Genomic DNA, 14,078 nt, shown 5'->3' on the forward strand with positions numbered 1-14,078 from the left:
TCAGCCGATGCTGGAGACCTCGCCGCCGCGGGGTGTGCGCTCGCGGATCACCGCGACCGTGCCGGCGCCGGGGAACAGTCCGCGCCGCTGGGCAGCTGTCACGGCGGCCACCCGGTCGCTCACGCCGAGCTTGCGGTAGACGTTCTCGAGGTGCTTGTGCACCGTCCGGACCGAGATCCCCAGGCTTCGTCCGATCGACTCGGCGGTGCGGCTCTCCGCCAGCATCGCCAAGATGGTGCGTTCGCGCGGGGTGAGGCCGGCGTCGTCGCTGGTGGGCTCGGCCACCTCGGGCGCGGCGACCCGGAGCCGAAGGTGCTGGTCGAGCCCGCGGACGAGGGCGTGCAGCGCGCGGGCACGCGGGAGTGACCATCGCGGGAAGGGGTCGTCGCGGACGAGGACGTATGCCTCGATGCCGACTCCCACCTCGTTGCGGAGCGGCAGCACGAGCTGGTGCAGGCCGATGCCGACCGAGTCGAGCAGGTTGACGAGCACGGTGGGGAGGGTCCGCGTGCTCTCGCCTGGCTGCAGGAGAACCTCCGGCTCGAGCGAGCCGGTGCGTACGTAGTGCAGGACGAGAGGGTGTGTGCGCGTCAGCGTCACCAGCCCGTACGGCCAGCGCTCGGTGTCGAAGGCGATGTCTCCGGGGAAGCCGTGGAGCGTCAGTGTGCCGGTCGGCGCGTCGAGCTCGACCCGTGCTCCGGCACTGGCGCCGAACTCGTGGAGGAGGTGGTCGGTGAGCCGCTGCCGCGCAGCGCAGAGGTCGTCGCCGGTCAGGACGTCCGCGGCGACTCCGATCCACTGTGCGGCGTCGGGCATCGCTCCCCGTCCTTCCTCGACTGGGCCTGTGCGGCGAGCCTAGCGAACGGCGGTGAGAACGTCGCCCCGTGGTCGAGGACTGAACGTCGCCACCGTGGCGCCGATGTGACACCAGGCTCCGGCCTGTCTCGCCAGAGGCCCGTGCGTACGTACCACTGCGTATTCCGCCGGTCCCCTTCGGAGACCTACGCTCGCACCAGAGCCCAGGACCGCAGTTCGCCGGCGTCGGCGGGGGTGATGCCGAGAGGACGGCGGTCCTGGGCGCTGCCGTCGGCCGATTAACGGACGCTGACGGCGGTGTGGCAGACTGGGAGGTCGGTGCTGGGCTCTGCTGCCACAGGGGTCTCGAGCCGCGAGGACCGTCGCACGCGACGTGTCGCAGCACCGTTCTGAAGCATTCACACCACGCATTCCGTGGGTGACCTGTGGCACCGACGAGGAAGAGTTGAGATGACCAACGTAGTCGATGCCGTCGCGAGCGAGTCGCTCCGTGACGATGTCCCCGCATTCCGCGCCGGGGACACCCTCAAGGTCCACGTCAAGGTGATCGAGGGCAACCGCTCCCGCGTGCAGGTGTTCCAGGGAGTGGCGATCCGCGTGCAGGGCTCGGGCGTCGGACGTACGTTCACCGTCCGCAAGGTGAGCTTCGGTGTCGGCGTCGAGCGCACCTTCCCCCTCCACACCCCGATCATCGACCGGATCGAGATCGTGAGCCGCGGCGACGTGCGCCGCGCCAAGCTGTACTACCTGCGCAACCTGCGGGGCAAGGCGGCCAAGATCAAGGAGAAGCGCGAGGCCTGAGCAGTCTCGGGGGGGACTGTGGACCATGCGTGACGAGCCGGTCGTCGGCCGTGCCGACGACGAAGTACGAGGGACGCACCGGGCACTCCGCTCGGCGGGGGGTCCGGCGCGTCGCTGGCTCGGCGCGGCGCGATGGGGCGATCGACGGATCCCACTCTGGATGGAGATCGTCGCGCTGCTCCTCGCCGCGCTCCTGCTGTCGTTGATCGTGAAGTCGCTCTTCCTCCAGACGTTCTACGTCCCGTCGGAGTCGATGGAGCCGACGCTGACCGGGAACGCGGGCGGCGTCCAGGACCGGATCGTCGTCCAGAAGGTGTCGTACTGGGGGCGTGAGGCCCGCCGCGGCGAGGTCGTCGTCTTCGAGGATCCCGGCGGCTGGCTGAGTGCGGGAGAGGTCCACGGATCCTCGAACGCAGCCCAGAAGCTTCTCTCCTCGGCCGGCCTGTTCCCGTCGGGCGGCCACCTCGTCAAGCGCGTGATCGGCGTCGGTGGCGACACCGTCAAGTGCTGCGACACGGCCGGACGGATCGAGGTCAACGGCGTCGCGATCGAGGAGCCGTACGTCAAGGACGTGACGGCGACCGGCCGTACGCCCTTCAGCGTGACCGTGCCCGCGGAGCACCTCTGGGTGATGGGCGACAACCGCGGCAACTCCGCAGACTCGCGCGCCCACGTCGACGAGGCGGGCGGCGGATTCGTGCCTGACGGCAACGTCGTCGGCAAGGTCGCCTTCGTGGTCTGGCCCTGGAAGGACCGGTCCGTCCTCCACGATCCTGAGTCCTTCGCCTCGCTCGACTGAGGCGCCCCGGCACCTCCGTCACGCGAGGGCGCCCGGCTACGCTGTCGGTGTGACATCCCACGATCAGGCCGCGAAGGCCGCCGAACGCCCTGCCCGGCAGAAGCGCAAGCCGCTCCCGCTGTGGCAGGAGACGATCTTGCTGGTCGTCGTGGCGCTGGTGCTGGCCCTGGTCGTCAAGACCTTCCTCGTCCAAGCGTTCTGGATCCCCTCGGGGTCGATGGAGGACACCCTCCAGATCGACGACCGCATCCTCGTCCAGAAGGTCAGCTATTGGACGGGCGAGCCCGAGCGTGGTGACGTGGTCGTGTTCGACGACCCCGGTGACTGGCTCGGTCCCCAGGTCGAGGAGGACCTCGGGCCGGTGCAGAAGGCGCTGTCGATCTTCGGGCTCTATCCGTCGGGCGGCCAGCTCGTGAAGCGCGTCATCGGCGTGGGCGGCGACACGGTCGTCTGCTGCGACGCCCAGGGACGGCTCCAGGTCAACGGCACCTCGATCGATGAGCCGTACGTCAAGAACCCCGACGCGACCGCGAGCCAGCGCTTCAGAGTGAAGGTGCCCGAGGGGCGGCTGTGGCTGATGGGTGACAACCGCGACAACTCCCAGGACTCGCGTGCCCACATGGGCGGTCCCGGTGGCGGGTTCGTCAAGACCGACGCCGTGGTGGGCAAGTCGTGGGGGATCGTGTGGCCGTTGAGTCGTGCCGGCTCCGGCGGCTCGGACAACGAGCCGTTCAAGAACGTCCCCGACGCCGGCTGAGCCGATGGCCCCAGGGCGACGCGTGAGCTCGGCGGCACCGCCGTCGCTGCGGATCGAGCGACGCATGCTGCGCGGCGGGCTGACCTCGCTGGCGTGCAGCGACGAGGTCGGCCGAGGCGCGCTGTGCGGCCCGGTGACCGTGGCGATGGTCGTCGTGACCGAGTCGACGAAGACCGCTCCTCAGGGCGTGCGCGACAGCAAGCTCCTCACTGCCGAGGCGCGTCGCCGCCTCGTGCCACGGATCAAGCGGTGGGCACCGTCGCACGGCGTCGGCCATGCGACCCCGAACGAGATCGACGAGTTCGGGATCATCGCTGCGCTCCGGCTGGCGGGTCATCGTGCCCTCGCCCAGCTCGACGTGGCACCGGACTCCGTGCTGCTGGACGGCAACCACGACTACCTCACGCCGCCCGAGCAGACCAGCCTCTATGGGCCGCCGCAGGTGGTCGAGCAGGTGCCTCCGGTGGTGACGATGATCAAGGCCGACATGCGCTGCGCGGCGGTCGCCGCCGCGAGCGTCCTCGCCAAGACGGCTCGGGACGCGATCATGGTGGCCCTCGCCGAGGAGCATCCCGAGTACGGATGGGCGGACAACAAGGGGTACGCCGCCCCGGAGCACATCGCGGCGCTCGCCTCGTTGGGCCCGACGCCGCACCACCGCGTCTCCTGGCGGTTGCCGGGCTTGATCACGGACGGTGCCGGCCCGGCGGCAGCGCTGGGTGAGGCGCTCCCGCCCGGCATGACGGACGAGTGGGGCCTCGAGGTCGAGGAAGCCGCTGGGGAGGAGAGCGATGCCGTCGCGTCGCAGACGGACGACCTCTGGTGGTCGTCGGTCGCTCCCGAGGGCCTGATCGGTCCCGAGGAGCGGTCGGCAGAGCGCCACGCGTGAACGGACCGCGCGCGGCGGACGCCGTACGCGGTAGTTTCGCAGGGACGGTCCCGACCGAGGGAGGACGATGAGCGCGGAGGATCTCGAGCGGTACGAGGCGGAGATGGAGCTCGCGCTCTACCGCGAGTACCGCGACGTCGTCGGCATCTTCACCTACGTGGTCGAGACGGACCGCCGCTTCTACCTGTGCAACGCCGTGGACGTGAAGGTGCGTTCGGAGACGGGTGACGCCTACTTCGAGGTGACGATGACCGACGCGTGGGTGTGGGACATCTATCGCCCCGCCCGGTTCGCGAAGAACGTCAAGGTCCTCACGTTCAAGGACGTCAACGTCGAGGAGCTGGCGACCTCGGACTTCGAGCCACCGAAGGGCTAGGCGTGGCGGCCGTCTGTCCACAGACGGTGCTCGTCCCCAGGCGCGGATGACGCGCGTCCCGGTCGTGCCGGAAGGCGCCACCTTGTCCGTGGAGGTGGCGACATGGCATCGAGCTATGAGCAGCGGCGCGCGGTCGGAGTGCACGGCGAGAACGTCGCGGCCGACTATCTGCGTGCCCAAGGCATGCGGGTCATCGACCGCAACTGGCGGTGCCGGTGGGGTGAGATCGACATCGTCGCCCAGGACGACGACGCGCTCGTCTTCTGTGAGGTCAAGACCCGCCGGAGCGCCGCGTACGGGACCCCGCTGGAGGCCGTGACCCCCCAGAAGGCAGCACGCCTCCGGCGTCTCGCGGGCGTCTACCTGTCCGAGCACCAGCCCGGTGCCGGACTCGTGCGCATCGACGTCGTCGCGGTCGTCGTCCCCGCGCGTGGAGCGGCCGAGGTCACGCACGTGGTGGGGGCGGCGTGACGGGCCTGGGCCGGACCATGTCGGTGTCGCTGGAGGGGATGCGGGGTCGGGTCATCGACATCGAGGTCGACGTGAGCCCTGGGCTGCCCCGGACGACGCTGGTCGGGTTGCCGGACGCCTCGCTCGCGGAGTCCCGTGATCGTTGCCGTGCCGCCATCGCCAACAGCCGGTTCGCGTGGCCCGACACCAAGGTCACCATCAACCTGTCACCTGCCTGGCTCCCCAAGGCGGGCTCCCACTTCGACCTCGGCATCGCGCTCGCCGTCCTCGCCAGCCAAGGGCACGTGCCCCAGGAGAGGCTCGCGAGCGCGGCCGTGCTCGGTGAGCTCGGACTGGACGGGCGGCTGCGTGCCGTTGCGGGCGTCCTGCCGGCGACCGCCGCGGCGGTGGCAGCAGGCTGCGGGCTCGTCATCGTTCCGGAGTCCAACGCTGCCGAGGCCTCCGTCGTCGCGGGCGCGCGGGTGCTCGGCGTGCGGTCGCTGCGTCAGACCGCCGCGCTGCTCCGCGGCGAGGATCCCCCGGACGACCCTCCGGTCGACGCCCTGGTGCCCGGTGAAGCGGCGCGCCCGGACCGGTTCGAGGGGCTCGACCTCGCCGACGTCGCGGGGCAGGACGACGCGCGTGCTGCTCTCGTCGTGGCGGCGGCGGGTGCTCACCACCTGCTCCTCTCGGGTCCGCCAGGGGTCGGCAAGACCATGCTCGCGCAGCGACTCCCGTCCCTGTTGCCGGACCTCGACGACGAGCAGGCGATGGAGACGAGCGCCGTCTACTCGGTCGGGGGGATGCTCTCTCCCGACGCGCCGCTGCTGCGTCGACCTCCGTTCGTCGACCCCCACCACACGGCGTCGGCGGCGGCGCTGGTCGGGGGAGGGAGCCGCACCGTGAGGCCTGGTGCGATGTCGCTGGCGCACCACGGGGTGCTGTTCCTCGACGAGGCCCCGGAGTTTCGTCGCGACGTGATCGACGGTCTGCGTCAACCGCTCGAGAGCGGCCGCGTGACCGTGTCCCGTGCGGTCCAGACCGCGGAGTTCCCTGCACGGTTCCTGCTGGTCCTCGCTGCCAACCCGTGTCCGTGCGGTCGGCGGACCGGTGAGCTGTGCGAGTGCAGCGCGGTGGTCAAGCGACGCTACGGCGAGCGTCTGTCCGCACCGGTCCGCGACCGTATCGACCTCCAGCGCGAGGTCGGTCCCGTCTCGGCCCACCACTACGGACCGGGTGCGGAGCAGCCCGAGTCGTCGAAGGTCGTCGCGCAACGGGTCGTCGAGGCGAGAGACCGTCAGCGTCGACGGCTCGAGGACACGCCGTGGCGGACCAACGCCGACGTGCCCGGCGCTGCGCTACGTCGTGACCTCCCGACCCCGACACGTCTCGTGGTGGCTGTCGGTCGGCTGGTCCGGGCGGGGACGGTCAACGCCCGGACGGCCGACCGCCTTCTCCGGGTCGCGTGGACGGTGGCCGACCTGCGACAACGGCCGGCACCCGACGACGACGACCTGGAGACGGCGACGGCGCTGCGGCGCGGCACCACACCCGAGGGCTCCCTGTGGGAGCGGGTGACCGCGTGACTGCGACAGAGCAGGACGGCGTGTCGCCCCGTGGTCGGCGAGACGAGCGGCGCGCCCGCCTCGGGCTGAGCCTGGTGGCCGAGCCCGGTGATCCGAGGCTGGCCGCCGGCCTGCTCGAGCGCACGCCGACGGAGCTGCTGGCCGCAGTGACGTCCGCAGACGCGGGGACACCGGAAGCCTGGCGTGCTCGTGCCGTCGCACTCGACACGCGGCTCGAGGCAACAGTCACCGTCGCGCGCGGTGCCGGGTTGCGCTGGGTCTGCCCCGGAGATGCAGGCTGGCCGGAGCGGTTGGACGACCTCGATCAGGTCGGTGCCGTGTCGGGGGTCGTCGGGCGCCCGCTCGGCCTCTGGGTCCGCGGCCGGGGCCGTCTCGACGACCTGACCGCTCGGTCGGCTGCCGTCGTGGGAGCGCGCGACGCGACGACCTACGGCCGTGACGTGGCGGGGGACCTGGCGGCCGACCTCGTGGACGCCGGGACAGCGGTGGTGAGCGGGGCGGCGTTCGGCATCGACGCAGCGGCGCACCGTGGTGCGCTGGCCCTCGGCGGGCCAACGGTCGCGGTCCTGGCCTGCGGCCTCGACATCGACTACCCCCGTGCCCACGCGAGCCTGCTGCGCGCGATCTCCGAGTCCGGGCTGCTGGTGAGCGAGCATCCTCCCGGCGCGACTCCCACCCGGTCGCGGTTCCTCACGCGCAACCGGATCATCGCAGGTCTCACCCAAGGCACCGTCGTCGTCGAGGCGGCGCGACGCAGCGGAGCGCTCAACACGCTGAGCTGGGCCAACGAGCTCGGTCGGCTCACCATGGCCGTGCCCGGCCCGGTGGCGCACCAGTCGTCGGTCGGCGTGCACCAGGCGATCCGCGAGGGTCGTGCCGTGCTCGTCACCAACGGCGCGGAGGTTCTCGAGGACCTCGACGTGCTCGGGCGTCGTGACGCCACCCCACCGTCGGCACCAGCGACCGTCTGGGACGGTCTCGACCCGACGTCACGGGCCGTGATCGAGGCCCTGCCTGCGCAGGGACCCCGGACCACCGACGAGATCGCCTGGCATGCCGGTGCGTCCCCGGAGGCGGTCGCCGCAGCACTCGACCATCTGGAGCGAAGCGGATTCGTCCGGCCGTCGGGTCGGGGATGGCACCTTGCGCGGCGCGCCGACCTCGCGCGCGCCGGCGATGGCGCGGGCGAGAGGGCGGGAGACCCTGCCGCCGGGGACCAGGACCGGTGACGGCGTGCCCGCTTGGAGGTCACGCGACCCACCGTCACACTCGGGGTCATGGCCACGACCGACCGCAGTCCTGCCTGGACCGACGCCCTCGAGGCCTACACGCGGCATCTGCGCTCCGAGCGTGGGCTGAGCGAGCACACGGTGCGCGCGTACGCCGGCGACCTCGACCTGCTGGCCGCCCATGCGGAGGCGCTCGGCGTCCGCGATCCGGCGTTGCTCGAGCTGAGGTCGCTGCGGAGCTTCCTTGCCGCACAGCAGGTCCGCGGCCGAGCCCGGAGCACGCTGGCGCGTCGGGCGGCAGCCGTCCGTCGCTTCACGGCGTGGCTGGTGCGCACCGGTCGCGCCGACCAGGACGCCGGCGCGTTGCTGGTCAACCCCAAGCGGCACCGCGAGCTGCCCGGCGTCCTCCGCCAGGACGAGGTGCGCGCCCTCCTCGACTCGGCCGCCGCGGTCGCCACCGGAGGTCCGGGCGGCGCCGACGAGGCGGAGGCGGGCGCTCCACGACCTGCGCACCCGTCGGACTCCGACCCCGTCGCGGTGCGCGACGTGGCGGTCCTCGAGCTCCTCTACGCGACCGGCATCCGGGTCGGCGAGCTGTGCGGGCTCGACATCGACGACGTCGACCGTTCGCGCGACGTGGTGCGGGTCATCGGCAAAGGCGACAAGGAACGCAGCGTGCCGTTCGGTCGCCCGGCCGGTCGCGCCGTCGACCGGTGGTTGACGGTCCGGCCGGAGCTGGTGGTCGCCGGGAGCGGGCCTGCGCTCTTCCTCGGCCGACGGGGCGGGCGCGTCGACCCCCGGACGATCCGCCGGATGGTCCACTCCCGCCTCGCCGACGTCGACGACGCCCACGACCTCGGCCCGCACGGACTCCGCCACACCGCCGCCACGCACCTTCTGGAGGGCGGTGCCGACCTGCGCAGCGTCCAAGAGCTCCTCGGCCACGCGTCGCTCGCGACCACCCAGCTCTACACCCACGTGAGCTCCGAGCGGCTGCGCAGCGCCTACGCCCAGGCACACCCGCGGGCCTGACCGGCAGCGCGAGAGACTCTTCCCGCGTCGGGCGGGGCAGCCGCGACGAAGTAGGCTGCCTGTGGAGCGCCTTCCTACCGGCGGACCACCAGCACCTGGTGCATCCCCTCCCGCGCCGCGCGCGGGCTCGTAGGACTAGACCCCCCAGCACGCCGAACCATCCTGGGAAGCGGGATGGTCGAACGCAGGAATGGAGCCTCGGAGTTGGACTCGAAGGTCATCTACACCCACACGGACGAAGCGCCGCTGCTCGCGACGTACTCGTTCCTCCCGATCATCCAGGCCTACGCGGCCAAGGCGGGCGTCACGGTGGAGAGCCGCGACATCTCCCTCGCCGGGCGGATCCTCGCGCAGTTCCCCGACCGCCTCCCGCCCGAGCAGCAGGTCGGTGACGCCCTCGTCGAGCTCGGCGACCTCGCGAAGCGGCCCGAGGCCAACATCATCAAGCTCCCCAACATCAGTGCGTCGGTTCCTCAGCTGAAGGCCGCCATCACCGAGCTGCAGGGCCAGGGGTACGCGATCCCCGACTACCCCGACGATCCGTCGACCGACGAGGCCCGCGACGTGCGCGCCCGTTATGACAAGGTCAAGGGCAGTGCCGTCAACCCGGTGCTCCGCGAGGGCAACTCCGACCGCCGGGCGCCGGCGTCGGTCAAGCAGTACGCCCGCCAGCACCCGCACTCGATGGGTGCGTGGAGTGCCGACTCCAAGACCAACGTCGCACACATGGACTCGGGCGACTTCCGGTCCAACGAGAAGTCCGCCGTGATCGACAAGGACGGCTCGCTGCGGATCGAGCTGGTCGCCGAGGACGGCTCGACCACCGTGCTGCGCGAGTCCGTGCCGGTGCTCGCCGGCGAGGTCGTCGATGCGACCGCCATGGACGTCGCCGCACTGCGTGAGTTCCTGACCGCGCAGATTGCGCGGGCGAAGGCGGAGGGCGTCCTGTTCTCCGTCCACCTCAAGGCCACGATGATGAAGGTCTCCGACCCGATCATCTTCGGGCACGTCGTGCAGGCGTTCTTCCCCGAGCTGTTCGCCGAGCACGGCGAGGCGCTCGCCGCGGCCGGCCTGAGCCCCAACAACGGTCTCGGCAGCATCGTCTCCGGTCTCGGGACGCTCCCGGCCGACAGCCGCGATGCCGTGCAGGCCGCGATCGAGCAGGGGATCGCGGACGGTCCCGCGCTCGCGATGGTCGACTCCGACAAGGGGATCACCAACCTGCACGTCCCGAGCGACGTCATCGTCGACGCGTCCATGCCCGCGATGATCCGTACCTCGGGTCACATGTGGGGACCGGACGGCGTCGAGGCCGACACGCTGGCGGTCATCCCCGACAGCAGCTATGCCGGCATCTACCAGGTCGTCCTCGACGACTGCCGGGCTCACGGCGCGTACGACCCGACGACGATGGGCTCCGTACCCAACGTCGGCCTCATGGCGCAGGCAGCAGAGGAGTACGGCAGCCACGACAAGACGTTCGAGATCCCCGCTGCCGGCACGGTCCGCGTGACCGACCAGGACGGCTCGGTCGTCTTCGAGCACCCGGTCTCCCAGGGCGACATCTGGCGCATGTGCCAGACCAAGGACGTCCCGATCCGCGACTGGGTCAAGCTCGCCGTGACGCGGGCCCGCGCCACCGGCGCCCCTGCGGTCTTCTGGCTCGACGAGTCGCGGGCGCACGACCGCAACCTCATCGAGAAGGTGACGACCTATCTCGCCGACCACGACACCGACGGTCTCCAGATCGAGATCATGTCCCCGGTCGACGCGACGGCGTTCTCGCTGGAGCGCATCCGCAAGGGCGAGGACACCATCTCGGTCACGGGCAACGTCCTCCGCGACTACCTGACCGACCTGTTCCCGATCCTGGAGCTGGGGACGAGCGCCAAGATGCTCTCGGTGGTGCCGCTCATCAACGGAGGTGGTCTCTTCGAGACCGGCGCCGGCGGCTCAGCGCCCAAGCACGTGCAGCAGCTCATCAAGGAGAACTACCTTCGGTGGGACAGTCTCGGCGAGTTCCTCGCCCTGGCCGTCAGCCTGGAGCACCTCGCCCAGGTCACCGACAACCCGAAGGCTCAGGTTCTCGCCGACACGCTCGACCGAGCGACCGGCACCTTCCTCAACGAGAACAAGTCGCCCAGCCGCCGCGTCGGCGGGATCGACAACCGTGGAAGCCACTTCTACCTCGCGCTCTACTGGGCGCAGGAGCTGGCCTCTCAGACCGAGGACGCCGAGCTCGCGGCGGCGTTCGCGTCGTTGGCAGAGCAGCTCGCTGCCAACGAGCAGGCGATCACCGAGGAGCTCATCGGGGTCCAGGGCTCGCCCGTGGACATCGGCGGCTACTTCCGCCCCGATGACGCACTCGCGTCGTCGGTCATGCGGCCCTCGAAGACCCTGAACGACGCGCTGGCGGCACTCGGCTGACAGGCCACCGCTGACGACGAGACCCGCCGGGTGCACACCCGGCGGGTCTCGTCGTCTACAGCACGGAGGTCGGATCCACCGGGTGTCCCTCGTCGACGACCATGAAGTGCAGGTGGCAACCGGTCGAGAAGCCGGTGGACCCGACCGACCCCACGACGGTGCCTGCCTCGACCGACGTGCCGGCGGCTGTGCCCGGCCGGATCAGATGGTTGTAAGTGGTCGACAGCCCGCCGCCGTGCTCGACCACCACTCGGTTGCCGTACGCGGGGTCGTACCCCGAGCCGACCACGCGTCCCGCCGCCGCCGACCGGACCGGCGTCCCGCACGGGACCGCGAAGTCCGTGCCGTCGTGCAGTCGGAGCTCTCCGGTGACCGGGTGCACGCGCATCCCGAACGGGGAGCTGATCGGACCGTCTACCGGATGGACCAGCCCTCCCGGGGTGCCACGTCCCAGTGCCGGGGTCGGCGGCGGCACCGGTGGCGGTCCGTACGGCGTCACGAGCCGCACCGCAGCCGCACGGCCGAGGAGCGCGAGCGGATCGGCGTACGCGCGCCCGTGACGACGACCGAGGTGCAGGCAGGCGACGGGAAAGCAGTGTCCGCCCGCGAGGAGGACCCTGCCGAGGACGGCGCCGCGAGCGACGCGGTCGCCCTTCACGACGTCGGCGCCGACCGGTTGGTACGTCGAGCGCACGCCGTCGTGGTCGACGCTGACCACCTCGACGCCGGCGACCCGGCCGGCGAACGCCACCACCCCGCCGTCCACCGCCCGGACGATCGCGCCCGGCGCCGCAGCCAGGTCGACCCCGCGGTGACCGGCGGCGTACGGGCCGGTGGGGGCCTCGTAGGCGCGGACGATCGACGGTCGCGGCTCCAGGGGCCACGACCAGGACGACTCCTCGGCGGCTGCCGGGGGAGAGAGGGCGGCGGCCGCGGCCATCACAGGAAGCGCGACGAGGCGAAGACGGTGGGTGTTCATCCGAAGATGCCATCGCAGACAGCGCGGTTAGCGTAGGGACAAGTCGGACATCTGTGGACGAACATCTCGAGCGGACACCTGGGGACGATCTCGGCGTCGCTCGTTCTGCGAGTGGGGGTTCGCATGAGAAGGATCGGTCCTGTCGCAATCATCACCGCCGCGCTGATGGCGGCGCCCGGGGCGTGGACGTCGGCGCAAGGGGCGTCCGCGGCCGCCCCCGTGACGGCGACGGCCGTGACCGCTGTCGCGGTCTCGGCTCCTCCCGGCCCCTCGCGCTACGAGAGGAGAGTCGTCCGGCACACCAACCGCGCGCGCTCGGCCCGCGGCCTGCGCGCGCTCGGCAGGTCCGCGTGTCTCGACCGCTACGCCCAGCGCAGTGCCGACCGCATCGCGCGGACCGGACGACTGACGCACCAGAACCTCCGACCGGTCCTGCGGGCCTGCGGCGGCCACAAGGTGGGGGAGAACATCGCCTACGGCTATCGCTGGCCCGTCCGGGTCGTCCGGGCGTGGATGAACTCACCAGGCCACCGGGCCAACATCCTGGAACCGCGCTACCGGCGGATCGGGGTCGGAGTCCGGCGGGACCGCCGGGGCATCATCTGGGTGAGCCAGGTCTTCGCCTACCGCCGTTGACGCGAAGGACCGGGATTTCGCCGGCTGGACCCTGTGTCCTAGACTGGGAGAAGCGCTCAGACCGTCTGCTGTTCCCTTCACCAGGAACGCCGGCGTGACGAGTGACTTCGCGTGCCCTTCGCCCAGCAAGGCTGGGATGTGCGGCCCTGGTCCTCCCCACACGGGAGGCGGTCCGCGCAAGGGTGCCAGGGTGTCGGCGCCGCCGGCACGTCAACCAGGATCGGGCGCACCCGTGCGCCCTGGCAAGAAAGAGGAACGCCATGGCCGTCGTGTCCATGCGCCAGCTGCTCGAGAGCGGTGTCCACTTCGGGCACCAGACCCGCCGCTGGAACCCCAAGATGAAGCGCTTCATCCTCACCGAGCGCAACGGCATCTACATCATCGACCTGCAGCAGTCGCTGGCCTACATCGACCGCGCGTACGACTTCGTCAAGACGACCGTCGCCCGCGGCGGCACGATCCTCTTCGTCGGGACCAAGCGTCAGGCGCAGGAGGCCATCACCGAGCAGGCGACCCGCGTCGGCATGCCGTACGTGAACCACCGCTGGCTGGGCGGCATGCTCACCAACTTCCAGACCGTCCACGAGCGGATCAAGCGCCTCAAGGAGCTCGACGAGGTCGACTTCGACGACGTCGCCGGCTCGGGCCGCACCAAGAAGGAGCTCCTGCAGCTCAAGCGCGAGCACGACAAGCTCGACCGCACCCTGGGCGGCATCCGCGACATGAGCCGTACGCCGTCGGCGCTGTGGATCATCGACACCAAGAAGGAGCACCTGGCGGTCGACGAGGCCAAGAAGCTGGGCATCCCGGTCGTCGCGATCCTCGACACCAACTGCGACCCCGACGACGTCGACTACCCGATCCCGGGCAACGACGACGCGATCCGGTCCGTCACGCTGCTCACGCGCGTCGTCGCCGACGCCGTCGGTGACGGCCTGATGTCGCGCGGCGCCGGCAAGGAGTCAGAGGGCGCCGAGGCGGCCGCCGCGGGTGCCGTCGCTGCCGACGAGCCGCTGGCGGAGTGGGAGCGCGAGCTCGCACAGGGCACCGACCCTGTCACCACCGAGGCTGCCGAGGCCGAGGTCCAGTCGTCGGCCAGCGCCGACGACACCCCGTCCGAGGTCGTCGAGGAGACGGCTGAGGCCCTCGAGGACAAGCCGGCCGACGCGACCGCCGAGGACGCGACCGTCTCCGACGAGCCGTCCGAGGACAAGCCCGCCGACGACAAGCCCGCCGAGGCCTGAGCGCTCCCGCGACACGTCACCACCACTTCGGCCGGTCTCCGGCCACGGACACAGACG

Annotated in this window: 14 protein-coding genes; 12 read left to right on the forward strand and 2 right to left on the reverse strand. The window is 71.2% G+C overall.

Annotation, left to right across the window (positions count from 1 at the left end; genetic code table 11):
- Nucleotides 1-816 (reverse strand): LuxR C-terminal-related transcriptional regulator, encoded by an 816-nt coding sequence (locus tag KV100_RS02280; RefSeq protein ID WP_220341287.1) that lies wholly within the window; start codon nucleotides 814-816, stop codon nucleotides 1-3.
- A gap of 450 nt (nucleotides 817-1,266) precedes the next feature.
- On the opposite strand from KV100_RS02280, the gene rplS reads away from it, so the two are divergent.
- The 10 genes from rplS to KV100_RS02330 all read left to right on the forward strand — a co-directional run bounded on the left by rplS (nucleotide 1,267) and on the right by KV100_RS02330 (nucleotide 11,162).
- Nucleotides 1,267-1,617 (forward strand): 50S ribosomal protein L19, encoded by a 351-nt coding sequence (gene rplS, locus KV100_RS02285; RefSeq protein ID WP_220341288.1) that lies wholly within the window; start codon nucleotides 1,267-1,269, stop codon nucleotides 1,615-1,617.
- Between the two features lie 25 nt (nucleotides 1,618-1,642).
- Complete coding sequence (gene lepB / locus KV100_RS02290; protein WP_255559259.1) at nucleotides 1,643-2,416, forward strand: signal peptidase I; 774 nt, start codon at nucleotides 1,643-1,645, stop codon at nucleotides 2,414-2,416.
- A gap of 49 nt (nucleotides 2,417-2,465) precedes the next feature.
- On the forward strand, nucleotides 2,466-3,173 hold the full coding sequence (gene lepB / locus KV100_RS02295) for a signal peptidase I (protein ID WP_220341289.1): 708 nt from the start codon (nucleotides 2,466-2,468) through the stop codon (nucleotides 3,171-3,173).
- A 22-nt stretch (nucleotides 3,174-3,195) separates the two neighbouring features.
- Nucleotides 3,196-4,062 (forward strand): ribonuclease HII, encoded by an 867-nt coding sequence (locus KV100_RS02300; RefSeq protein ID WP_308291320.1) that lies wholly within the window; start codon nucleotides 3,196-3,198, stop codon nucleotides 4,060-4,062.
- 67 nt (nucleotides 4,063-4,129) lie between these two features.
- A complete protein-coding gene (locus KV100_RS02305) occupies nucleotides 4,130-4,438 on the forward strand; it encodes a DUF2469 domain-containing protein (RefSeq protein ID WP_220341290.1) in 309 nt (102 codons plus the stop codon).
- 102 nt (nucleotides 4,439-4,540) lie between these two features.
- The gene (locus KV100_RS02310; protein ID WP_220341291.1) at nucleotides 4,541-4,909 is read left to right on the forward strand and encodes a YraN family protein; all 369 of its coding nucleotides are present in this window, start codon (nucleotides 4,541-4,543) and stop codon (nucleotides 4,907-4,909) included.
- Entirely contained in the window at nucleotides 4,906-6,474 is a 1,569-nt protein-coding gene (locus tag KV100_RS02315) for a YifB family Mg chelatase-like AAA ATPase (protein ID WP_301021654.1), read from the forward strand. Before KV100_RS02310 ends, KV100_RS02315 begins: the two co-directional genes overlap by 4 nt.
- A complete protein-coding gene (dprA, locus tag KV100_RS02320; RefSeq protein WP_220341292.1) occupies nucleotides 6,471-7,703 on the forward strand; it encodes a DNA-processing protein DprA in 1,233 nt (410 codons plus the stop codon). Before KV100_RS02315 ends, dprA begins: the two co-directional genes overlap by 4 nt.
- A gap of 48 nt (nucleotides 7,704-7,751) precedes the next feature.
- Entirely contained in the window at nucleotides 7,752-8,735 is a 984-nt protein-coding gene (locus KV100_RS02325; protein ID WP_220341293.1) for a tyrosine recombinase XerC, read from the forward strand.
- Nucleotides 8,736-8,909: 174 nt separating this feature from the next.
- Complete coding sequence (locus tag KV100_RS02330; protein ID WP_220341294.1) at nucleotides 8,910-11,162, forward strand: NADP-dependent isocitrate dehydrogenase; 2,253 nt, start codon at nucleotides 8,910-8,912, stop codon at nucleotides 11,160-11,162.
- Between the two features lie 55 nt (nucleotides 11,163-11,217).
- Here KV100_RS02330 and KV100_RS02335 read toward each other — a convergent pair whose 3' ends face one another.
- Complete coding sequence (locus KV100_RS02335; RefSeq protein ID WP_220341295.1) at nucleotides 11,218-12,141, reverse strand: peptidoglycan DD-metalloendopeptidase family protein; 924 nt, start codon at nucleotides 12,139-12,141, stop codon at nucleotides 11,218-11,220.
- Between the two features lie 123 nt (nucleotides 12,142-12,264).
- Between KV100_RS02335 and KV100_RS02340 the strand changes: the two genes are divergently transcribed.
- Both KV100_RS02340 and rpsB read left to right on the forward strand, forming a co-directional pair.
- Entirely contained in the window at nucleotides 12,265-12,777 is a 513-nt protein-coding gene (locus KV100_RS02340) for a CAP domain-containing protein (RefSeq protein ID WP_220341296.1), read from the forward strand.
- A gap of 260 nt (nucleotides 12,778-13,037) precedes the next feature.
- Nucleotides 13,038-14,021: a 30S ribosomal protein S2 gene (gene rpsB, locus KV100_RS02345; protein WP_220341297.1), complete on the forward strand. Its 984-nt coding sequence runs from the start codon at nucleotides 13,038-13,040 to the stop codon at nucleotides 14,019-14,021.
- Nucleotides 14,022-14,078 lie beyond the last annotated feature (57 nt).

Source organism: Mumia sp. zg.B21 (genome assembly GCF_019550855.1).
Taxonomy (GTDB): Bacteria; Actinomycetota; Actinomycetes; order Propionibacteriales; family Nocardioidaceae; genus Mumia.